The 20,703-nt window shown below is 73.4% G+C and carries 22 protein-coding genes; 13 read left to right on the top strand and 9 right to left on the bottom strand.

Features of this window, described 5'->3' with window-relative positions; genetic code table 11:
- Positions 1-159: 159 nt before the first annotated feature.
- A complete protein-coding gene (locus QPJ90_RS02395; RefSeq protein ID WP_290132880.1) occupies positions 160-996 on the bottom strand; it encodes an exodeoxyribonuclease III in 837 nt (278 codons plus the stop codon).
- An 86-nt stretch (positions 997-1,082) separates the two neighbouring features.
- Between QPJ90_RS02395 and QPJ90_RS02390 the strand changes: the two genes are divergently transcribed.
- The 5 genes from QPJ90_RS02390 to QPJ90_RS02370 are packed head-to-tail and all read left to right on the top strand — an operon-like array spanning position 1,083 to position 3,304.
- Positions 1,083-1,526 (top strand): Asp23/Gls24 family envelope stress response protein, encoded by a 444-nt coding sequence (locus tag QPJ90_RS02390; protein WP_290132879.1) that lies wholly within the window; start codon positions 1,083-1,085, stop codon positions 1,524-1,526.
- Positions 1,523-1,714: a DUF2273 domain-containing protein gene (locus QPJ90_RS02385; RefSeq protein ID WP_058725186.1), complete on the top strand. Its 192-nt coding sequence runs from the start codon at positions 1,523-1,525 to the stop codon at positions 1,712-1,714. The genes QPJ90_RS02390 and QPJ90_RS02385 overlap by 4 nt, the downstream gene beginning before the upstream one ends.
- Positions 1,711-2,082 carry a hypothetical protein gene (locus QPJ90_RS02380; RefSeq protein ID WP_290132878.1) on the top strand — a complete coding sequence of 124 codons (372 nt, stop codon included), beginning with the start codon at positions 1,711-1,713 and terminating at the stop codon, positions 2,080-2,082. Before QPJ90_RS02385 ends, QPJ90_RS02380 begins: the two co-directional genes overlap by 4 nt.
- Positions 2,079-2,711: a hypothetical protein gene (locus QPJ90_RS02375; protein WP_290132877.1), complete on the top strand. Its 633-nt coding sequence runs from the start codon at positions 2,079-2,081 to the stop codon at positions 2,709-2,711. Before QPJ90_RS02380 ends, QPJ90_RS02375 begins: the two co-directional genes overlap by 4 nt.
- Positions 2,708-3,304, top strand: a complete 597-nt coding sequence (locus QPJ90_RS02370) for a hypothetical protein (RefSeq protein ID WP_290132876.1) — start codon at positions 2,708-2,710, stop codon at positions 3,302-3,304. Before QPJ90_RS02375 ends, QPJ90_RS02370 begins: the two co-directional genes overlap by 4 nt.
- 201 nt (positions 3,305-3,505) lie before the next feature.
- On the opposite strand, the gene QPJ90_RS02365 is transcribed toward QPJ90_RS02370, so the two are convergent.
- On the bottom strand, positions 3,506-4,852 hold the full coding sequence (locus QPJ90_RS02365) for a M23 family metallopeptidase (protein WP_290132875.1): 1,347 nt from the start codon (positions 4,850-4,852) through the stop codon (positions 3,506-3,508).
- 83 nt (positions 4,853-4,935) lie between these two features.
- Positions 4,936-6,594, bottom strand: coding sequence for a hypothetical protein (locus QPJ90_RS02360; protein ID WP_290132874.1), 1,659 nt, complete (start codon positions 6,592-6,594; stop codon positions 4,936-4,938).
- A gap of 88 nt (positions 6,595-6,682) precedes the next feature.
- On the opposite strand from QPJ90_RS02360, the gene pyrE reads away from it, so the two are divergent.
- Together pyrE and QPJ90_RS02350 are read left to right on the top strand one after the other, a co-directional pair.
- Positions 6,683-7,234, top strand: a complete 552-nt coding sequence (gene pyrE / locus QPJ90_RS02355) for an orotate phosphoribosyltransferase (protein ID WP_290132873.1) — start codon at positions 6,683-6,685, stop codon at positions 7,232-7,234.
- Complete coding sequence (locus QPJ90_RS02350) at positions 7,231-9,504, top strand: septum formation family protein (RefSeq protein ID WP_290132872.1); 2,274 nt, start codon at positions 7,231-7,233, stop codon at positions 9,502-9,504. Before pyrE ends, QPJ90_RS02350 begins: the two co-directional genes overlap by 4 nt.
- Before the next feature lie 237 nt (positions 9,505-9,741).
- Here QPJ90_RS02350 and QPJ90_RS02345 read toward each other — a convergent pair whose 3' ends face one another.
- On the bottom strand, positions 9,742-10,695 hold the full coding sequence (locus tag QPJ90_RS02345) for an aldo/keto reductase (RefSeq protein WP_290132871.1): 954 nt from the start codon (positions 10,693-10,695) through the stop codon (positions 9,742-9,744).
- Between the two features lie 112 nt (positions 10,696-10,807).
- On the opposite strand from QPJ90_RS02345, the gene QPJ90_RS02340 reads away from it, so the two are divergent.
- Both QPJ90_RS02340 and QPJ90_RS02335 read left to right on the top strand, forming a co-directional pair.
- Positions 10,808-11,452, top strand: coding sequence for a HEAT repeat domain-containing protein (locus tag QPJ90_RS02340; RefSeq protein WP_290132870.1), 645 nt, complete (start codon positions 10,808-10,810; stop codon positions 11,450-11,452).
- A 362-nt stretch (positions 11,453-11,814) separates the two neighbouring features.
- On the top strand, positions 11,815-13,107 hold the full coding sequence (locus tag QPJ90_RS02335; protein ID WP_290132869.1) for a sodium:proton exchanger: 1,293 nt from the start codon (positions 11,815-11,817) through the stop codon (positions 13,105-13,107).
- Between the two features lie 190 nt (positions 13,108-13,297).
- Here QPJ90_RS02335 and QPJ90_RS02330 read toward each other — a convergent pair whose 3' ends face one another.
- Positions 13,298-13,987 (bottom strand): metal-dependent transcriptional regulator, encoded by a 690-nt coding sequence (locus tag QPJ90_RS02330; RefSeq protein ID WP_290132868.1) that lies wholly within the window; start codon positions 13,985-13,987, stop codon positions 13,298-13,300.
- 23 nt (positions 13,988-14,010) lie between these two features.
- Here QPJ90_RS02330 and QPJ90_RS02325 point away from each other — a divergent pair, with 23 nt between their 5' ends.
- On the top strand, positions 14,011-14,889 hold the full coding sequence (locus QPJ90_RS02325) for a CPBP family intramembrane glutamic endopeptidase (protein ID WP_290132867.1): 879 nt from the start codon (positions 14,011-14,013) through the stop codon (positions 14,887-14,889).
- A gap of 21 nt (positions 14,890-14,910) precedes the next feature.
- On the opposite strand, the gene QPJ90_RS02320 is transcribed toward QPJ90_RS02325, so the two are convergent.
- Together QPJ90_RS02320 and QPJ90_RS02315 are read right to left on the bottom strand one after the other, a co-directional pair.
- On the bottom strand, positions 14,911-15,708 hold the full coding sequence (locus tag QPJ90_RS02320) for a methyltransferase domain-containing protein (RefSeq protein ID WP_290132866.1): 798 nt from the start codon (positions 15,706-15,708) through the stop codon (positions 14,911-14,913).
- A 7-nt stretch (positions 15,709-15,715) separates the two neighbouring features.
- Positions 15,716-16,513: an HAD-IIA family hydrolase gene (locus QPJ90_RS02315; protein WP_058725198.1), complete on the bottom strand. Its 798-nt coding sequence runs from the start codon at positions 16,511-16,513 to the stop codon at positions 15,716-15,718.
- 195 nt (positions 16,514-16,708) lie between these two features.
- Here QPJ90_RS02315 and QPJ90_RS02310 point away from each other — a divergent pair, with 195 nt between their 5' ends.
- Positions 16,709-17,434 carry a TetR/AcrR family transcriptional regulator C-terminal domain-containing protein gene (locus QPJ90_RS02310; RefSeq protein ID WP_290132865.1) on the top strand — a complete coding sequence of 242 codons (726 nt, stop codon included), beginning with the start codon at positions 16,709-16,711 and terminating at the stop codon, positions 17,432-17,434.
- Positions 17,435-17,444: 10 nt separating this feature from the next.
- Positions 17,445-18,083 (top strand): TrmH family RNA methyltransferase, encoded by a 639-nt coding sequence (locus QPJ90_RS02305; RefSeq protein ID WP_290132864.1) that lies wholly within the window; start codon positions 17,445-17,447, stop codon positions 18,081-18,083.
- A gap of 11 nt (positions 18,084-18,094) precedes the next feature.
- On the opposite strand, the gene QPJ90_RS02300 is transcribed toward QPJ90_RS02305, so the two are convergent.
- Positions 18,095-18,568 carry a MarR family winged helix-turn-helix transcriptional regulator gene (locus QPJ90_RS02300; protein WP_290132863.1) on the bottom strand — a complete coding sequence of 158 codons (474 nt, stop codon included), beginning with the start codon at positions 18,566-18,568 and terminating at the stop codon, positions 18,095-18,097.
- An 89-nt stretch (positions 18,569-18,657) separates the two neighbouring features.
- On the opposite strand from QPJ90_RS02300, the gene QPJ90_RS02295 reads away from it, so the two are divergent.
- Entirely contained in the window at positions 18,658-19,449 is a 792-nt protein-coding gene (locus tag QPJ90_RS02295; protein WP_290132862.1) for an SDR family oxidoreductase, read from the top strand.
- A 12-nt stretch (positions 19,450-19,461) separates the two neighbouring features.
- On the opposite strand, the gene QPJ90_RS02290 is transcribed toward QPJ90_RS02295, so the two are convergent.
- Positions 19,462-20,622 (bottom strand): GAF domain-containing SpoIIE family protein phosphatase, encoded by a 1,161-nt coding sequence (locus tag QPJ90_RS02290; RefSeq protein WP_290134148.1) that lies wholly within the window; start codon positions 20,620-20,622, stop codon positions 19,462-19,464.
- Positions 20,623-20,703 lie beyond the last annotated feature (81 nt).

Here is a 20,703-nt window from a genome sequence, read left to right as displayed (position 1 = left end):
CCGGCGTGGGGTCGCGAACGGGCGGGCACTCGCGACGCGCTCGGTGCGCGCGACCTCGAGTGGGCGTGCGCTCGCGACATGCGTGCACTCGCGACGCCGCGTGCGCCCGCGACGCCGCGTGCGCTCGCGACGCCGCGTGCGCTCGCGACGCCGCGCGCGTCAGAAGATCATCGGCCGGTCGTCGTCGAGCGAGGTGTCGAGGTCGAGGTCGACCGTCACGGGCACGTGGTCGCTCGGGGCGTCGCCCTTCCGCTCGTTGCGGTGGATCGCCGCGTCGGTGACGACGTCCGCGAACGCCTGCGAGCCGAGCACGAAGTCGATGCGCATGCCCTCGTTGCGGGGGAACCGGAGCTGCTTGTAGTCCCAGTAGGTGTAGCCGTCGGGGACGATCGGACGCACCACGTCCTGCAGGCCGCGCTCCTCGAACGCCCGGAACGCCGCGCGCTCCGGCTCACTGACGTGGGTGGCGCCCTCGAACACCGCCATGTCCCAGACGTCCCGGTCGAACGGCGCCACGTTCCAGTCGCCCATCAGCGCGAGGGGGAGGTTCGGGTCCTCGATGAGCCACTCCGACGTGCGGTCGGCGAGCTGTGCCAGCCAGTCGAGCTTGTACGTCCAGTGCGGGTCGCCGAGCTCGCGGCCGTTCGGCACGTAGAGGCTCCAGAGGCGCACGCCGTCGACCGTCACGCCGATCGCGCGGGCCTCGACCGGGAGGTCCGGCCCCTCCCGGCCCTTGAGGAAGCCCGGCTGGCCGGGAAAGTCCCGCGTGACGTCCTCCATCGGCAGCCGGCTGGCGAACGCGACCCCGTTCCACTGGTTCAGCCCGTGCGCCTCGACCTGGTAGCCCGCGGCCTCGAACGCCTCGGTCGGGAACTGCTCCGGCTTGCACTTGATCTCCTGCATGCCGAGGACGTCGACGTCCTCGCGCACCAACCAGTCGACGATCCGCCCCACTCGGGTGCGGACGGAGTTCACGTTCCAGGTCGCCACGCGCATGGGTCCGAACCTACCGGTCCCTCCCCGGTGGGATGGTGTTCGCTGGGGTGCACCACCGGATCAGCGGATCAGATCGGAGACCACCCATGGCATCCACCACGGACCGCGTCGACGGGACCACCACCGGGACCACGACGACGCAGGTGACCACCAAGGGCAAGACCCTCATCGACGACGCCGTCGTGGCGAAGGTCGCCGGCATCGCCGCGCGCGACGTGCCCGGCGTGCACGCCCTGGGTGGCAACGCGGCGCGCGCGTTCGGAGCGATCCGGGACGCCATCGGGTCGAGCGACCTCGGGCAGGGCGTCCGCGTCGAGGTCGGCGAGACCCAGGCGGCGGTCGACATCACGATCGTCGTCGAGTACCCCGTGCCGATGATGCAGGTCGCCTCTGCCGTGCGCGAAGCCGTCACCGCCGCGGTCACCGACCTCGTCGGGCTCGAGGTCACCGAGGTCAACGTCGCGATCAACGACGTCGAGATCCCGGGGCTGCCGGCCGCGACCGAGGACTCCGAGGGTCGCGTGCGATGAACGGGACCGTCGTCGGGGCGGGCGTCGGGGCGGTCCTCGCGATCGTCGCCGTGACGCTCGGGTTCTGGGCGTTCGTCGTCGTCGCCGTGTTCATGCTCGTCGGGGCCCTCGTCGGTCGGATCGTGAGCGGCGACCTCGACGTGCGCCGACTCGTCGACGTGCTCCGCGGACGCCGGAGCTCGTCGTGACCGGCGCCGTCGTCGCCGGCGGGACCGGCAGCGGCGGCGTCGTGCCCGGGTGGGACCGCATCGGTCCCGCCGCACTCGTCCACACCGCGCAGGCGGTCGCCTCCGAGGCGCTGCGTGCACCCCTCCGCGAGGTCCGTGCCCGGATCGCCGACGACGGGCACGGTTCGCTCGCGGTCGAGATAACGGCCCCGCTCGTCGTGCCCGCGCTCGGATCCGGCACCGTCCCGTCCGAGCCGGTGCTGCGGACCGCACACCGCGCCCGCGGAACGATCGCCGAGCGGCTGCACACGATCACCGGGCGGCAGGTCGACCGCGTCGACGTGACCTACGGATCGTCGGTCGTCGACACGCCGAGGAGGGTGCGGTGAGCGCGGCTCCGGACGCCAGCGCGGCCCGCGGACTCGACGCGTCGTCGGCGGGGAACGAGCGGGTGTACCGACGGGTCCTCCGCCGCGAGACCTCCGCGTCGCGCTCGGGCACCGTCGTCGTCGCGATGCTGCTCACCGTGCTGCTCGCCGCTGCGGTGGTCTTCGCCGCCGCCGTCGTCCTGCTCGGCCAACGCGTGGCCGGTGTCGACCCCCGAGCCCTCGTCGACACGGCCGTGCGGACACCGGACGGCCTCGACACGACCGTGGTGGTGACCGTCGGCGCGATCGTCGCCCTCGTCGGGCTGACCTTCCTGCTCCGCGGACTCCTGCCGCAGCGCCGACCCCGTCACACCCTGCCGTCCGACCGGCTCGCGGTGGTCGTCGACGACGAGGTGCTCGCGTCCGCGGCCGCCCGTGCAGCCCGCTCCGCCACGCGCCTCGGGCCGGACGCCGCCGTCGGCACCGTCGGACGCCGGACCGTCGACGTGGTGCTGCGGCCTGCCGCCGGGGTGGACGTGCCCGTGCTCGACGCCACCGAGGCCGTCCGGCGGGAGCTCGACGCCGTCGCGGCGCAGCCCACCGTGACACCGCACGTCCGGGTGCAGCCGACCGGGAGGGTGGACGGGTGAACGCCACGAACCGCGTCGTCGGACGCATCGCCCTCGTCGTCGTCGGGCTCGCCCTGCTCGTCGCGGGAGCCGGAGCCGTCCTCGTGCAGACCGTCCCGGCCGCCGCCGGCATCTGGCACGACCTCGCACGACCGGGCCTGACCGACCTCGGCACCCGCGCGGCCGAGGAAGCGTCGCTCGTCGCGTGGACCGCGGTCCTCGGCGGCGCGGTCGTCGTCGGGGTGCTCGCGCTCGTGGTGCTCAGCACGCTCGGCGGCGGACGGACCGGCACGGTGGTGCAGGACGACGGTGGTGCCGACGGCGTCGCGGGATCGGTGCGGATCGATGCCGCGGCCGTGCAGCACGCCCTGTCGTCGGCGATCGGTGCGCTGCCGCAGGTGGCGTCGCTCGCCGTGGACGTCTACCGGGTACGTGGTCGCCGTGCCGTGCGCATCCGGGTGCGTCCGCGCCGCGGGGCCGGGCCGCGTGAGCTCACCGAGCGGGTCGAGGCGGTCGTCGCTGACCTCGACGCGCTGCTCGGCGAGCGGCTGCCGGTCCTGCTCGAGATCGCCCGCGGGGGCGTCGGGTCGGGGAAGCCGGACCGCGTGCACTGACGCCAGGTGCCGGTGCGGGCGTCGGTGCCGGTGCCGGTGCCGGCGTGGGTGCCGGTGCGGATTGGTGGCGCACAACCGAAGGCACCTCGAACCGCGGATGCGCGCGGTTCGAGGTGCCTTTGGTTGTGCGAGCGCGAGAGCGCGAGAGCGCGAGAGCGCGAAGACGCGAGAGCGCCGCCGGTGCGCGGCCGCGCGGGCCCGCTAGATGCCGACGCCGCGAGCGCGGAGGAAGGGCACGGGGTCGATCGTGGCGCCGCCCGTGTGGACCTCGATGTGCGAGTGGCACCCGGTCGAGTTCCCCGTGGAGCCCACGAGCGCGATGAGCTGCCCGGCCGAGACGCGCTGCCCGGGCGACACCCGGAAGCCGCCGTTCACGATGTGGCCGTACGCGGTCGTGATCCCGCCGCCATGGGAGATCCGCACGTAGTTGCCGTAGCCGCCGTACCAGCCGACGTACTCGACCGTCCCGGCGGCCGCCGCCACGATGGCCGACGAGCACGGGCTGCCGAGGTCGACGCCGTCGTGGAAGATGACGCCGCCGTGGATCGGGTGCACACGGTAGCCGTACGGGCTCGTGATGCCGCCGCTCGCCGGTCGGACCCAGCCCGTACCCGAGCCGGACCCCACGGAGCCGCCCGAGGACCCGCCGCTCGACCCGCCGGAGGCACCGGAGCCCCCACCCGACGAACCGCCGCTGTTCGCCGCGGCGGCTGCAGCGGCCGCGGCAGCAGCGGCGCGGGCGGCAGCTTCACGTGCAGCCTTCTCCTCCGCCGCCTTGCGGATCGCCTCGCCCTTCGCGAACTCCTTCTCGGACCGGACACGACCCGATGTCAGGGTCGCGAGCTGTGCGTCGAGCCGGGCCTTGTTCGACTGCTGCTCCTCGTACGCTGCCTGGACCTTGTCGGACGCGGCCTGCGCGACGTCCATCCGTTCCTTCGCCTCGTCAGCGAGTTCGTCGAGCTTCTTGGCCGCGCGGTCGGCCTGTGCGGTGAGGGACCGCGCGACGGAGGCGTCCGCGGAGGCAGCGGCCTCGACGCGCTCGGCCTGCTCGGAGAGCTTACTCAGGGCGCCGAGGTTGTAGAGCAGGTCGGAGGCGTCCTCCGAGCTGCCGACGACCGACGCGGTGACGTCCGCGCCGCCGGAGCGAGCCATCTGGGCGGCGAGCTGCCCGGCCTGGGCGGCGCTCTGCTCGGCGGTCTCGGCGTGCTCGTCGGCCTCGGCGCGGAGCTTCTGTTCCGTCTCCGCCTGCCGCTGCGCCGCGGCCTGCGCCTCCTGGAAGTCGTCACCGAGGCGCTGGGCCTCTGCCTGGGCTTCCTCGAGGTCGTCGGACAGCCCGTCGATGATGCCGCGGATCTTCGTGATCTGCGTCTGCTTCTCGGACTCCTTGCCACGGGCGGCGAGCACGTCGTCCCACGACGGGTAGGTCTTCGCCTGCGCCGCCGGGGCGTCCAGCACGACGGTGCCGACGAGTCCCGCGAGCGCCAGACCGGTGACGGCGAGGCGGAGCGGGAGGGTCCGGCGGGGTCGGGGGCTGGTGGCGCGGGTCACAGGGGGAAGCCTATACATCCGTACAGGCAGATCGGGTCGCGGGCGCGCCGCTGTGGATGGAACACCGCGCGACAGGGTGGAGCTCAGAAGCCCCGGTCGCGCAGGGTCTGCTCCGCGCTCTGCACGACCCGGTCCCGGAGGACGGCCGCGCCCGTGGTCCCCGCGTAGTCGTAGACGTCGAAGCCCGTGCAGTGCGTGATCGACGCCGGAGCGCCGAGCGAGTCCTCCACGGCCCGGGTCCAGACGTCCCCGGAGCCGATGACCACGAAGGTCGGCCGGGCCCCGCGGTAGGCGCCGAGGTCGACCAACCACGGGTAGGTGTCGAACGTGTCCCGGACCTGCAGCAGCTCGACGTTCGGCGCCGCGTAGGTCGCGAGTGGCCGCACCGTCCAGAACTGCCCGACCCCGGTGACGTCCCGCCCCGCTGCCCAGCGATCGAGGCAGCCGGCGGCGGAGTAGCGGGCGTCCGACACGGTGCGGACGGTCCCCGGGACGGCAGCCACCCCCGCGACGAGGACGGCCGCCGCACCGATCGCGAGGAGCGTACGGACCGCCCGTGACGGTCGGTGGACCCGGGTCGCGCGGACGGCGGTCCGGGTGAGTTCGGCGACCGCGATGAACGCCAGGAGCGGCGCGGTCACGATCGGCTCGAGGTACCGCGGGGTCTCCGACCCGGCGACCACGACCCCGACGGACACTGCGACCACGGTCACGAGCGGCAGCACCGTGGCGACGAGCACCGTGCGGGAGGTCCGGATCCGCCAGGCCCACACCGTGCCACCAACGGCGAGCAGGACCCCGACGAAGAGCAGGAGCAGCCCGGCGTCGCCCGCCGCGGTGGCCGCCCGGTCGTCGGTGAGCTGCGCGAAGAACGCCAGGGTGTCGAACGCCCGCGATGGGTGCACGTAGGTGGACGGGTCGAGCGACACGAACGGGCGCAGCGGGATCCGCACGAGGTACCCGACCACGGAGCCGACGACGAGCACCCCGCCGAGCAGCCCGGCCGGCCGCCACGGCACCCGGCGTGCGAGTGCGAGCAGCCCGAGTGTCACGATGACCGGGCCGGCCGACCACGGCACGTACAGCGGGTTCGACGCGGTCGTCAGCGCCGCGACGAGGCCGAGCGTGACGAGGACCGGGACCGATGCCCGTCCGGTCCGCACTGCCCGGAGCACGAGCACGGCGGTCGCGAGCATCGCCAGCACGGCGCCGTAGTAGTAGGTGGTCGTGAGGAGCAGCGACGCGAGTTCGAGCGAGGTGGCCGTCGCGGTCGACTCGGTCAGGACGAGCGCCGTGACGAACGCGAGCGCCAGCCCGGACACTGCGATCCGTGCCGGACGTCCGGCCGAGGGCATGAGCTCGTTCGCCGCCGCGCGGAGCAGTGCGTACACGGCGAGGAGCACGAGCACGCCGTTCAGCGCGAGCGCCTGCTGCGGGGTCGCCGTCACCACCGAGCAGAGCAGGTAGACCGGCAGCTCGGGGAAGAAGAACAGCGCGGGGGACATCGCCCACTCGAACGGCTGCCCGGCGTCGAGCGAGCGCCGGACCAGCGGCAGGAGCACCGAGTCGCCGTCGTACCAGAGCAACGCGACCCGCGGTGTGGCGACGACGTGCCGCAACGCGATGACGGACAGGGCCAGCGCGACCAGGGCGCCCAGTGCCTCCCGGCCGATCGCGACCCACCTGCCCGCGGTGGCCGCGCTGCCCGCCTCGACGGCTGGCGGCGGTGCGGAGCGGGGCATGCTCCGGAGCGTACCGAGCGCGCCTCGGCGGGAGCCGCCCAGGTGCACAGGAGCGCCCGATCACCCCGACCGGCTACTCTGGTGCGCTGTGACTGACGTGCGTGACCAGTTGATCGACCACATCAAGGCCGATGCCGTGTTCCACGGCGACTTCACCCTGACCAGCGGCAAGCAGGCGTCGTACTACATCGACCTGCGGAAGGTCAGCCTCGACCACCGTGTGGCACCCCTCATCGGGCAGGTGATGACCGACCTCATCGCCGAGGTCCCGGACGTCGCCGCCGTCGGTGGCCTCACCATGGGAGCCGACCCGATCGCGAGCGCCGTGCTGCACCAGGCCGCCGCGCGTGGCCTCGCGTACGACGCCTTCGTCGTCCGCAAGGAGCCGAAGGACCACGGTCGCGGCCGTCAGGTCGAGGGCCCCGACGTCCGTGGCAAGCGCGTCATCGTGCTCGAGGACACCTCGACCACCGGCGGCTCGCCGCTCAAGGCGGCCGAGGCGCTCGAGCGTGAGGGCGCGATCATCGCCGCGGTCGCCGTCGTGGTCGACCGCGACACCGGCGCCAAGGAGAAGATCGAGGCCGCCGGGTACCCCTACTACGCCGCCATCGGGTTGGCCGACCTGGGGTTGTCCGCGTGACCGGGGAGCGTCCGGACGACGCGCAGGGCCCCGAGGGCACCGCCGGTCCCGGAGACGGGGACGACGGCCTGGAGGCACGGCGCGCGTCGGACGCGGACGCTCCGTTCCACGGTCTCCGCAGTGCCGCGGACATCTTCGGCGCTCCCCGCTCGGCCGACGAGTGGCCGTCCCGACGGGAGCGTCGCGAGGCCATCAAGGCCGCGCAGGAGACCGGTGCGCCGCTGCCCGAGCCGTTCACCGCGCCCTCGGAGGAGGACTCCGCCGGCGCGGACACGAGCCCGGCCGAGGCGGCCGCGCGTGACGAGGCGGCCGCGCGTGACGAGGCGGCGGCGCGTGACGAGGTGCCGGCCGACGCCGGTGCCACGCAGGCGATCTCGATGCCCGAGGAGCTCCGCGCGCCGTCGCAGCAGGCGCACCCGAGCTCGATCCAGCTGCCGACCGCGCAGTCGAACCGGGACGCACGCGCCGCCGAGGCCCGGGCGCTCGACGAGGAACGCCGGCGGACCGACCCCACTGGGACCGGCCGTGACGACGTCGACTGGCTCGGCCGAGCGACCGGCACCGGCACGGGAGCGGTGACGGTCGGCGAGCCGATGGCCCGTCAGCCGCTCGGGGTCGAGGACGCGCTGCCCTCCGCCGACGAGCCGCCGAGCTTCACCGACCTGCTGCGGGTGCAGTCGTCCTCCGACGACGACGCGGCTGCCGGGTCGGACCGTCCGTTCGACTGGGCCGTGCACGACGACGAGACGGGCGAGGTCCCGACGACGCTGACCTCCGAGGCGTACGACACGGCCGGGTCGTGGACGCTCGCGGACGAGGCGGAGGACGAGGACGAGGTCGCCACCGGAGCGGTCCCCACCGCGGCGCCCGGACTGCCGACCGCCGCCGCACTCGGCGCCGCCGGTGCGGTCGCTGCCGGGGCTGCGGCCGCCGCACCGACGGGATCCGAGCCGGACGCCCCGACGACGCGACTCTCCGTACCGGACGCGGCCACGGGCCTCCCGGTCGAACCGACGCGACCGTCGACCCCTGTCGAGCCGGCGCTTGCCGAGCCGGCGCTTGCCGAGCCGGCGCCTGCCGAGCCGGCGCCTGCCGAGCCGGCAGCGGACGGGGCCGCCACGACCAGGTGGTCGCTCTCCGACGAGGCCGAGGAGACCCCGACCGTCGCCTTCGAGCCGCCACGCTCCGCGTCCGCGACGCCGTGGTGGGCCGAACCCGACGACGCCGTGCCGCCGACCGCCGCCCCGCCGCTCGTCGAGCCGACCCCCGAGTCGTACCCGGCGCACCTCCCGCCCGCGGTCGGTCAGGACTTCGACGGACTGCTCTCCGCTCCGGAGGACCGCCCCGACCCGGAGCCCGCCGCGACGACCGACCCCGCAGCAGCAGCGGTGCGCCCGGAGGACATCGACCAGTCGGAGTGGACCGACCGCGAGACGAGCGACACGAGCGCGATCAAGGACCTCTTCGGGACCGCCGCAGTCGACCAGCTCGGCACGACCGGCTACGACCCGCACGACACCGGCACGGCGATGATGCCCGCGGTCCGGTCGTCCTCGGCCGCCGCTCCCACCCCCGCTGCTCCCTCGGCCCGCGCGTCGGAGACCCCGTCGCCGTCCCAGCAGGGGCTCATCAACCAGCAGTTCGCGAAGCTGCAGGGCGAGGGGACGCGCGGCAAGCAGCTCCTCATCGGCGGCGCGATCGTCCTCATCGTCGTGCTGCTCGTCCTCGTGTTCCTCTTCGCGAAGTGGATCATGGGCAACACGGTCGCCGACCATCTCGTCCCACCCACGAAGTCTCCGACCGCCGCCGCGCAGTCCGCGGCGCCGTCGTCGACGCCCTCCGCCGAGGCCGAGCAGGCGCAGACGCCCGCGACGGGGCTCCAGTTCGCGACCACGCCGGCGGCCCCGGGCGAGCACGCGTGGACGGACCTCGCGGGCGGGGAGTGCCTGACGCCGTTCACGAACGCGTGGGCGCAGACCTTCACGGTCGTGGACTGCGCGACGCCGCACGCGGCGCAGCTCACCGCACGGCTGCCCGTCCAGGCGGACGCGTACCCGGGGGCGGACGCACTCGCGGCGCAGGCTGCGGAGCAGTGCCAGACCTCGGCGGCGCTGGACACGGCCGCGGCGGGTTCGGTCGGGGACGTGCAGGTCCAGGGGGCCTACGCGCCGGACGAGTCCACGTGGCAGCAGGGCGACACGTTCATCTCGTGCTTCGTCACGCGGTCGTCGGGGCAGGAGCTCACGGGGTCGCTCGCGCCCGCGGCGTAGGCGGCGCGGGCGGCGTCGAGCGTGTCGTCGTCGTCGTCGCGCAGCCGGCGTCAGCGGCGCTGGAGCGACGAGCGTGGGGGCGCGGCTGTCGATCGACGCGGTCGTCGTCGTACGACCACCGCGGAGTCGCTCCGTGCCCGCGCGGGTTGCCCGCGTGCGCGACGAACGACGTCGCCGCCGTCGTACGACAGCGGCGACGTCGTTCAGCAGCGGCAGCGCGGGGCGCCGCCGCCGCGGTCAACGTGCGGCGGGGACCTTCGCGGACGCGTCCGACAGGGTGCGCAGCTCCTCCGCGCTGAGCTCGAGCTCCGCCGACGCGAGCAGCGCCGGCAGCTGGTCGGTGTTCCGCGCGCTGGCGATCGGCGCGACGACGTCCGGCTGTGCCTGGAGCCACGCCAGGGCCACGGTCGCGATCTCCACGCCGTGCTCACGGCCGATCGTGTCGAGGGCGTCGACGACCGCGAGCCCCTCGTCCGAGAAGTAACCCGACACCTGCCCCTCGCGGTCCTTGCCGGCGAAGTCCTCCTCCGAGCGGTACTTCCCGGTGAGGAACCCGGCGGCGAGGGCGAAGTACGGCACCACCCCGAGGTGCTCGGCGGCGGCGAGCGGCGCGATGTCCGACTCGTACGGCTCCCGCGTCACGAGGTTGTAGTGCGGCTGGATCGCGACCGGCTTCGCGAGGCCGTGCTCGTCCGCGATGCGGATCCACTCCTGGGCGCGCTCCCGCGAGTAGTTCGAGATCGCCGTGTACCGGACGAGGCCCTCGCGCACGAGCTGGTCGAACGCCCGCACGGTCTCCTCGAGCGGGGTCGACTCGTCGTCGAAGTGCGCGTAGTACAGGTCGATCCGGTCGGTGCCGAGCCGTTCGAGGCTGGCCCGGGCAGCCGCTGCGACGTTCGACGCCGAGAGGCCCTGGAACTCCGGGTGCTGCGACACCTTCGTCGCGATGACGACGTCGTCGCGCTTGCCCGAGGCGCGGAGCCACGAACCGATGACCCGCTCGGACTCACCGCCGCTGTTGCCCGGCGCCCAGGCGGAGTACACGTCGGCCGAGTCCACGAAGTCCCCACCGGCGCCCGTGTACGCGTCGAGTACCCGGTGCGAAGTCTGCTCGTCGGCCGTCCAGCCGAAGACGTTGCCGCCGAGTGCGAGGGGGAACACGGTGAGGTCGCTGGTACCGATGCGGGGCATGGTGGTCCTTTCGTGGTCTGGTCGTCGCGGTCACGGTGACGGCCGCGACCCTCCCACGCTATGCCCGGCCGCCTGTCGCCCGGCCAGGGGCTTCGCAGTGTTGCATGAGGGGATGAGCACGCTGACCGACCACCTCGCCGACCCCCGTTCCTCCGCGCGCCTCCGCGCCGTGATGGCGGCCGGCACCGCGGCGGACCCGGCCGACCTCGACGTCCTCCTCGAGCAGTGCGCGGTCGACCCCGACCTGCAGGTCCGCGAGGCCCTGACGTGGTCGCTCGTCCGGCTGCCGGCGGAGGTCGTCGTGCCACGGCTCGTCGCCGAGCTCGACCGTCCGGAAGCGCAGGCGCGGTCGCAGGCGCTCCACACGCTGTCGAAGATCCGCGACGGGTCCGTGTACGCCGAGGTCGCGGACCGGATCGGCGACACCGACCCCGGTGTCCGGCGAACGGCCTGGCGTGCCGCCGCGGTCCTCGCCCCCGAGGGGGAACGACCCGCGCTGGCCCGACGGCTCGCCCGGGAACTCGGCGAGGGCGACCGGGACCGCCGCCTGGCCCTCAGTCGTGCGCTGGTGTCCCTCGGCGAGGACGTCGTCGCGCCGGTCCTCGCGGACGCCGCCGCGCGACGCGGCGAGTCGGTGCGCGAGCACGTCGCCGACACCGAGCGGCTGCTCCACGACCCGGACGCCGCGTCCTCGCTCGCGCTGGAGCGCGCGCGACGCGAGATGGCGCTGGGACGCAGCAAGCGCGCCTCCGGCTGACGCGACCCGCAGGAGCGCGACGGCCGCCGACGTGAGCGGATGACGGCCGGGAGGCGCGTGGCGGCGCCGCCACGCGCCTCCCGGCCGTCCGCACCAGCGCTGGGCGGGCGCCGGAACCCGCGGATTCGGCGTCTCGAAACCCCCGGATCGGCTTGCGCGTCGGGAACGACACCGGCCAAGGTGGGTGTCGAAGGGGAGTAGCTCCCAGCGCGTGCATCGACACACTGGCCATCACGACGATCGGCCCGGTGCACCACCTGCCGGTCCCACCCGGCGGGCGAGCGAGACCTTCGGCCGTTCTGCCGTGCCGAAGCGCTCCCCACCCCTGCGCGATCGGTGCGGCCCGACCAAGGGACCCCCCTGTGATCGACACCTCACCCGTCCGCGTCGTCGACGCCGCCGCACCGCCCGCCCGCATGGGCCGCAGTGCCTGGGGCCGCATCGCGATCTGCGTCGTCCTCGCACTGCCCGCCGTCGTCTTCCGGTTGACCGGTTCCGCGCCGAACCCCGTCGTCGACCTGCTCGTCTTCGGCGGCGCGGTCGTCGCAGCCTCGTTCCTGCTCGCCTGGGCCGCCGAGGCCGCGCAGAAGGACATCGCGGGCGCCCTGGCCATCGCGATCCTCGCGCTCATCGCCGTGCTGCCCGAGTACGCGGTCGACCTGTTCTACGCGTTCCGGTCCGGCTCCGACCCCGCGTTCGAGCAGTTCGCCGCCGCCAACATGACCGGGTCGAACCGGTTGCTGCTCGGGTTCGGCTGGCCGCTCGTCGTCGTCATCTCGCTGCTCGTCGCCCGGCGGTACGTGCGCGCCGGTTCGCTGCCCGCGTCGGCCACGCGGGTGCTGCAGCTCGAGCAGTCCTCCCGGCTCGACATCGGGTTCCTCGCGCTCCTCGCCGTCGTGGCGTTCCTCATCCCGCTGTTCGGGTCGATCCCACTGTGGTTCGGGTTCGTGCTCCTCGCCGCGTTCGTCGCCTACCTGTGGCGCGCGTCGAAGGTGTCCGACGGTGACGACGACGACGAGGAACTCGTCGGCATGGCGGGCAACATCGCCGCGATGCCGACCCGCGCGCGTCGATGGACGATCGTCGCGCTGTTCGTCGTCGCAGCCGCGGTGATCCTGTCGTCCGCGGAGCCCTTCGCCGAGGCCCTCGTGTCCTCCGGCAGCGCGCTCGGCATCGACAGTTACTTCCTCGTGCAGTGGCTCGCACCGCTCGCGACCGAGGCGCCGGAGTTCATCGTCGCCGCGCTCTTCGCCCTGCGCGGGATGGGCGGTGCGGCGATCGGGACGCTCATCGCCTCGAAGGTGAACCAGTGGTCGCTGCTCGTCGGGTCGCTGCCGATCGCGCACGTGCTCGGCGGCGGGACCACGGGCGGGCTGCCGCTCGACGGTCGGCAGGTCGAGGAGTTCATGCTCACCGCCTCGCAGACGGTGCTCGGCGTGGCCATCATCATCGCGCTGCGGTTCCACCGGTGGTCGGCGATCGCGCTCGTGGCGCTCTTCGCGGTCCAGTTCGTGGTGACGGACACGAGCGGGCGGTGGGTGCTGAGCATCGTGCACCTCGTCGCCGCGGTCGTCGTGTTCTGGATCAACCGGCGGGAGATCGCGTCGACCCTGGCCGCGCCGTTCCGGCGGCAGTCGGTGGTGGCGCGCGGCTGACGCCGGGCTGGCGTGGGCGCTGCGGGTGCCGCGGCCGTCACGCCGGGTGCCTGGTCGCAGAACCTGTCGGCTTGTGGACGCCCGCGCGGCATGTCGTGCGACCAGGGTGGACGTGAGCGGCACGTCGTGCGACCAGCGCGGGGCGGGATCGGACGAAGCGGGGCGGGGTCGGACGGGCGGACCGCGCCGGTCAGTCGTCGTCGGGGGCGAGCCAGATGGCGGTCGCGGCGGCGGCCGGCAGGTCGACGAGGGACTCCGAGCCGTCGGCGGAGCGGCGCGCCACCGCGATGACGCCCGCGTAGTCCCGGACCTGCTCGACCCGGAGGTGCGTGCCGAGCGCCACCCCGAGCTCGTCGAAGTACCGCAGGAGCGAGGGATCGTCGTCCGACACCCGGTCCACCGTGCCGCACGTGCCCGGTGTCACGGTGCCCAGGAGCGCCCCGGGAGAGTCCGGCACGGAGCCGTCCGCGCGGGGGATCGGGTCGCCGTGGGGGTCGTGCGTCGGGTGCCCAAGGTCGGCGTCGACGCGGTCGAGGAAGGTCTCCGACACCGCGTGCTCGAGTGCCTCGGCCTCGGTGTGCACCTCGTCCCAGCCGTACCCGAGCCGCTGGACCAGGAACGTCTCGATCAGCCGGTGTCGGCGGACCATCGCCACCGCGACCTGCTGCCCGAGCGGCGTGAGGACGACGCCGTAGTACGGGGTGTGCTCGATCAGGCCGTCGCGGTCGAGCTTCCGGAGGTTGCCCGACACCGTGGAGGCCGAGACCCGGAGCGCCGCCGCGATGTCGCGCGTCGCCAGACCGGCACCGCCGCGCTCGCCCGCCTTCCAGATGAGCTTCACGTAGTCCTCGGCCATGGTGCTGAGGGAGGGAAGCCGCATGCGTCAATGGTACAAACGCAAGGGTGACGTCAGCAGCCCCTGCTCGCAGACGGCGCTGGCCGGTTCCCCCCTCGCTGCTGGTCGGCGTCGCGCCCCTCGTCGTGTTCGCCGTGGTGAGCGCGGTCCGGGCCCGCCCGAGCGACGACTACCCGAGTCTCGGGCAGACGGTCGACAGCGTCGTCCGCTCCCTCGTCGTGCCGGAGGGGATCGCGGTCGCGGCGTTCGCGGTCGTCGTCACCGCGCTCGGCTGGTGGCGGATCGCGACCGTCGACCTCACCCGGACGCCCCTGCGTTGGACGATGATCGCGCCGCTCGGGATCCTGCTCGTCTGCCTCGTGCGGCTGCCGCTGGTGGACTGGGGCGCGCTGCCCGTCCGGTACTTCCTGCTGCTCACGGTCGGGGTGCTGTTCGTCGGGGTCTTCGAGGAGCTGATGACCCGGGGCGTGCTGCTCGTCGGGCTGCGTCGACGTCTGCCCGAGTTCGCGGTGTGGGCGGTGTCGTGCGTGCTGTTCGGGCTGCTGCACCTGCTGAACATCCTCGCCGGAGCCGGTGTCGGGCCCACGCTCCTGCAGGTCGTGTTCGCGGCGTCGTTCGGCTCGACGCTGTACGTCGCGCGACGGCTGACCGGGTCGTTGCTCGCGCCCGTGCTGCTGCACGCGTTCTGGGACTTCGGGTCGATCGGTTACTCGCCCACGGCGGACCCGTCCGACCTCTCGACGCTGACGGTCGCCGGGGTGATCGGCCTGTTCTCGTTCGGCCTGCTCGCGTTCGGGATCGTCGCGGGCGGCATGGTGGCGTGGCGGGACGACCGCCAACGTCGTACACGGCGGCGGTGGGTCGGGGTGCCCCCGATGGCGGCGTTCGTCGTGCGCGGTGACGAGCCGCGCCTCCAGTCGGTCTGACGCGCAGCGGCGAACGACGCGTCAGCGCTTGCGGCCCACCGCGAACACCCGACGGAACGGGTACACCGTGCCGTGCGGTCCGGCCGGGTACGCGGTACGCAGCAGGGCGGCGTACCGCTCGGTGAACGCGGTCGTCAGCGCACCGGTCGGGTCCGCGGCGTCGAGGGCGGCGACGGCGGGCCGCAGCCCCGTGCCCCGCACCCACGCGAGCACCGGGTCGTCGCCGGACAGCAGCTGCGCGTACGTCGTCTCCCACGCCCGGGCCTCGAGTCCGGCGTCGAGCATGAGCCCGAGGTAACCCGCCGGGTCGAGTACCGGATCGGCTCGCAGCACGCCGTCGAGCACGGACGCCCACGGTCCGTCGGCCGCGACCGACCGCATGAGCGCGTGCGACGGGGAGTCGAAGTTGCCCGGCACCTGCATCGCGAACCACGCGCCCGACGGCATCGCGGCGAACCACCGCGGCAGGAGCTCGACGTGCGACGGCACCCACTGGAGCGCGGCGTTCGTCACGACGACGTCGTCCGTCGCGCCCGGCGTCCAGTCCTCGATCGCGCCGAGCTCGAACGCCAGCCCGGGGACGTCCGACGGCGCCGTGGCGAGCATCTCCGCGGAGCTGTCGATCCCGACCACCTGCGCGCCCGGCCAGCGGGCCGCGAGGGTGGCGGTGAGGGTCCCGGGGCCGCAACCGAGGTCGACGACGCGACGCGGTGCCTCCCGGCCGTCGCCCGCCGACCACGCGACCTGCGCGACCAGGTCGTGGAAGGGGCGTGCGCGGTCGTCCGCGAAGGCGGCGTAGCGGTCCGGGTCCCAGCGCACGGTGCTCCTACATCTCGACTTCGAACGGCTCGGTGCGCACGAGCTCGTGCACGCCGGAGATGACCTCGCTCGGTCGGAACGGGTACTTCTCGATCTCGGCCTGGTCGCTGATGCCCGTCATCACGAGCACGGTGTGGAGCCCGGCCTCGATGCCGGCCTGGACGTCCGTGTCCATGCGGTCGCCGATCATGCCGGTGTTCTCGGAGTGCGCCCCGATGCGGTTCATCGCGGAGCGGAACATCATCGGGTTCGGCTTGCCGACGACGTACGGCTGCTTGCCGGTGGCCTTCTCGATCATCGCGGCGATCGCACCGGTCGCCGGCAGGACGCCCTCGGCGCTCGGGCCGGTCGCGTCGGGGTTGGTGACGATGAACCGCGCGCCGTCGCGGATGAGCCGCACGGCCTTGGTGATCGCCTCGAACGAGTAGTTCCGTGTCTCGCCGACGACCACGTAGTCGGGGGCGGTCTCGGTCATGATGAAGCCGGCCTCGTGCAGTGCCGTGGTCATGCCGGCCTCGCCGATCACGAAGGCGGAGCCGCCGGGCATCTGGGACCGGCAGAAGTCCGCGGTCGCGAGCGCGCTCGTCCAGATGCGCTCCTCGGGCACGTGCAGGCCCGAACCGCGGAGCCGGGCGCTCAGGTCGCGCGGCGTGAAGATCGAGTTGTTCGTCAGGACGAGGAACTCGGTGCCCTCGTCGAGCCACTGCTGGATGAGCTCCGGTGCCCCAGGCAGGGCCTGGTTCTCGTGGACGAGCACGCCGTCCATGTCCGTCAGCCAGCACTCGACCTCGTCGCGGGTTGCCATGGCCTCACCCTAGTGCGAGCGGATGGTCGCGCCGGCTGCGCGTGCGGTCGCGCCCGGCACGGGCTGGGAGCAGGCCGGGAGGCACGGATCGGCTCTTGCGCGTCGGCGTCGGTTGCCGGGATGGTCGAGTCACCGAATGACACTCGCTTTTGCCCTAGGCTTTTCGGTACACGTACTGGATCAAGGAGTCCCACCGTGCTCGTCGACCCCCTCGCCCACGCCGCCACCCCCCGACCCGCTGCTGCTGGTGCCGTCTCCGGTGCTGCCGGGAACGCGTCCGTCGGCGAGGCCGAGGTGGCGCCGCGGCGACGACGCGGTCGTCCGAACGTGCTCTCGCGCGAGCAGGTGATCGACGCCGCGACCCGGATCGCGAACGAGGAGGGGCTCGACCGGCTTTCCTTCCGCGCGCTCGGGGCGGCGCTCGGCGTGGCCCCGATGACCGTGCACCGGACGATCGGCGGTCTCGACGACCTGCACGCCGAGCTCGTCCGACGCACCGTCGACGAGTTCGCGTCGACGTTCGTGTGGCCGTCGGACTGGCGCGAGGTCGTCCGGGTCTTCGCCTGCACCTTCCGCGACCTCATGACGACGCACCCGCTCGTCCTCGAGTCGCACAGCCAGCACGCGCCGCTCGCCTCGACCGAGTCGGACGGCGTCGTCCGGACCGTCGTCTCGGCGCTCCAGGATGCCGGCTTGCCGGACCGCGAGGCGATGTACGCGTTCTTCGTGGTCTACGACTTCGTGGTCGGGCACGTCGGCGTCCTCGTCGGCCGGGGCTCGTCCGAGGCCGGCCGGCCGGAGCGGCACGCGCTCGTGGGGGAGATCCTCGGGTCGCACTCGTACGACGACCGCTTCACGCTCGGCGTCGAGGTGCTGCTCGCCGGCATCGAGGCGCGGGTCGCAGCGTCACGCGCGTCCTAGTCTGGAGGGCGTGACCGCCGCCCAGCCCGAGCCCTCCCACGAGCGCACGACCAACGGCGTCGGCCCCCACCCCGAGCCGTGGCCCGACGACCCCCGGCTCGACCCGGAGCTCCTCGCGGACGGCGACCCCCGCAACGTCGTCGACCGCTTCCGGTATTGGTCGATGGAGGCGATCGTCGCCGACCTCGACACCCGCCGCCACGCGTTCGACGTCGCGATCGAGAACTGGCAGCACGACCTCAACATCGGGTCGATCGTGCGCAGCGCCAACGCGTTCCTCGCCGGCGTCGTGCACATCATCGGGCGCCGCCGCTGGAACAAGCGCGGCGCGATGGTCACCGACCGGTACCAGCACGTCCGGTACCACCCGGACGTCGCGGCGTTCCTCGAGGCCATGCACGCCGAGGGGCGGCCGGTCGTCGCGATCGACAACACCGACGGTGCCGAGCGCATCGAGACCGCGGCGATCCCGGAGCGCTGTGTGTTCCTCTTCGGCCAGGAGGGCCCGGGGCTGACCGCCGAGGCCGTGGCCGGGGCGGACGCACACCTCGAGATCACCCAGTACGGGTCGACGCGGAGCATCAATGCCTCGGCCGCCGCTGCGATCGTCATGCACAGCTGGATCGTGCAGCACGCGATCGCGGACTGAGGTCCGTCCGTTCAGGTGGGTCGTCCGGGTGCCCACACGGGCGCCGGGCCGATCGCCTCGGCGACGGCACGTGCGGCTGCACCCAGGTGCTGCGCCTCCCGCTCGCCGATGGTGTCGAAGACGAGGCGCCTGACCAGCGCGCGATGCCCGGGGGTCGCTGCCAGGACCTGTGCGTGTCCGGTGTCGGTGAGGACGCCGAGGGTGAACCGGCCGTCGGTTGGGTCGACCACCCGTTCGACCCAACCCTGCCGGTGCAACCGTGTCACCGCCCTCGACAGGCGTGACAGCGTGCAGCTGGCGTACGCCGCGAGGGTGCTCAGTCGGAGCGCGCGATCGGGAGCGCTGTCGAGCGCGAAGAGGACCCCGTACTCGAAGTGCGTCAGGCCGCTGTCGTGTTGCAGCTGGGCGTCGAGTGCGGCGGGGAGTCGCTCGAGCAGCGTCGCGAGTGATGACCAGGTCGCGAGTTCGTCGTCGGTGAAGTCCACGTCGACACGCTACCTGCTCGCACTTGCTCAGGAAAGTCATCTGCCGTACCGTCGCTTGCTCAAGCAAGTCATGACGAACGGAGTGCCACATGGACCTCGGACTGCGCGGCCGGACCGCGTTCATCAGCGGCTCGACGGCGGGCATCGGCTACGCCGTCGCAGCAGCGTTGGCAGCGGAGGGCGTCGACGTCACCATCAACGGCCGGTCGCCGGACCGTGTCGCCGCGGCGGTGGAGCGGCTCGCAGCAGCGGCACCCGACGTCCGGGTCGCCGGCATCGCGGCGGACTTCGCCGACGCGGCGGCCGTCGACCGTCTCCTCGACGAACTCGGCGAGGTCGACGTCCTGGTCGCGAACGTCGGCGTGTTCGGCCTCGACCGCTTCGAGGACGTCGGCGACGACGACTGGCAGCGCTACCTCGACGTCAACCTGATGAGCGCCGTCCGGTCGGCCAGGAGGCTGCTCCCCGGGATGCTCGACCGTGGGCACGGGCGGATCGTGCTCGTCAGCAGCGAGTCGGGTGTCGACGTGCCCGGCGACATGGTCCCGTACGGCGTCACGAAGGCCGGCCTCGTGGCGCTCGGCAACGGGCTGGCGAAGCGCACGAGGGGCACGTCGGTCACGGTGAACACCGTCCTCGGCGGACCCACCTGGTCGGACGGGGTCGCGGCCGCCGTCACGTCGGTCGCCGCTGCCCAGGCAGCGCCCGTCGCGACGGTCCGGGACGCGATCATCGGGCAGAACACCACGAGCCTGCTCGGTCGCTTCATCGAGCCGTCGGAGATCGCCGACCTCGTCGTCTGGCTGGCCAGCCCGCGGGCATCGGCGACGACCGGAGCTGCCCTCCGTGCGGACGGGGGCGTGCTCACGACGATGTTGTGACGCGAGGTCGGGTCAGGCGTCGCGGGTCAGCAGCACCACGGTCACGTCGTCCTCCGCACGCTCGGCGGCGCGGAGTCGCACGGTCTCGAGGAACGCGTGGTGGTCCCGCGTGCGCTCGAACGTGCGCGTGAGCTCGGACAGGGTGTCGATCGTGCCGTCGCCGAGGTCGAGTGCGCCGTCGCTCGCCACGAGGAGTGCGTCACCGGGGGCCAGCGTGACGGTCGTGACCGACCGCGCGGCGCCGACCGGGTGCAGGCCGAGCGGCAGGTCGTGCGAGCGCAGCATCCGGTGCCGGCCGTCGGCGCCGAGGTGCACGACGAGTCCGTGTCCGGCGTCGACCGCCTCGACCGCTCCCGTGCCGAGGGCGACCCGGGCGTGGAACAGCGTGGCGAACGCGCTCGCGGCGACGAGGTCCTCCGCGACCGCCGGCTCGACGGCCCGCACGGCGTCCTCGGGTGCACGGTCGCGGTGCTGTCGGAGCGCCGAACGGATCCCGGCAGCGAGGATCGCCGCGGGCTGCTCCTTGCCCATCACGTCGGCGAGCGTCACGGTGAGGTGCTGCCCGTCGGTCGACCAGTCGTGCAGGTCCCCGCTCGTGTCGCCGTACGGTACCGAGGTCGCGGAGACGTGCAGGTCGCCGACCCCGAGCGGAGCGGGCGTCAGTGCGGCCACGACGTCCTGCAACCGGTCGTGGTGGAGGCCCTGGCCGAGGGCGCGTTCCGCCCAGCGGCCGAAGTCGATCAGCGCGGCCTCGTCGGCGAGCGAGAAGTCCCGCGGCCGCGTGTCCATGAGGCAGAGCGTCCCGACGGGCATGCCACCCGGCATCGTCAGCGGGACGCCGGCGTAGAAGCGGATGCCGCGGTTCGTCACCCCGGGCAGTCCGGCCGTCCGTGGGTCGGCGGTCGTGTCGCAGATGACCGTCGGTTCGACCTGCCGGATCGTCAGCTGACAGAACGACCAACCGATGGGTCCGGACACGATCTCGTCGGGCACGTTCGGCGTCAGGGTGTGCAGCAGGTCGTCGTCGAGGACGTTGACGTAGGACAACGGGACGTCGAAGACCTCCCGGGCGACGCGGACGATCCGTTCGAACCGCTCGGACGGCGCCGCTCCCACGACGTCGAGCGCCGCCACCAGTGCGGCACGTGCCGACGTCCGGCCCTCGTCCTCCATCGGCACCGCTCCAGATCCTCCGTGACCGGACTCCGCCCCGTTCGGTGGCGGCCGCCGCGTGGTCGGTGCGGTGGACCGGTT

Origin of the sequence: Curtobacterium sp. 458 (genome assembly GCF_030406605.1) — a bacterium.
In the GTDB taxonomy this organism is placed as follows: Bacteria; Actinomycetota; Actinomycetes; order Actinomycetales; family Microbacteriaceae; genus Curtobacterium.
This window is presented reverse-complemented; position numbering and strand designations above follow the sequence as displayed.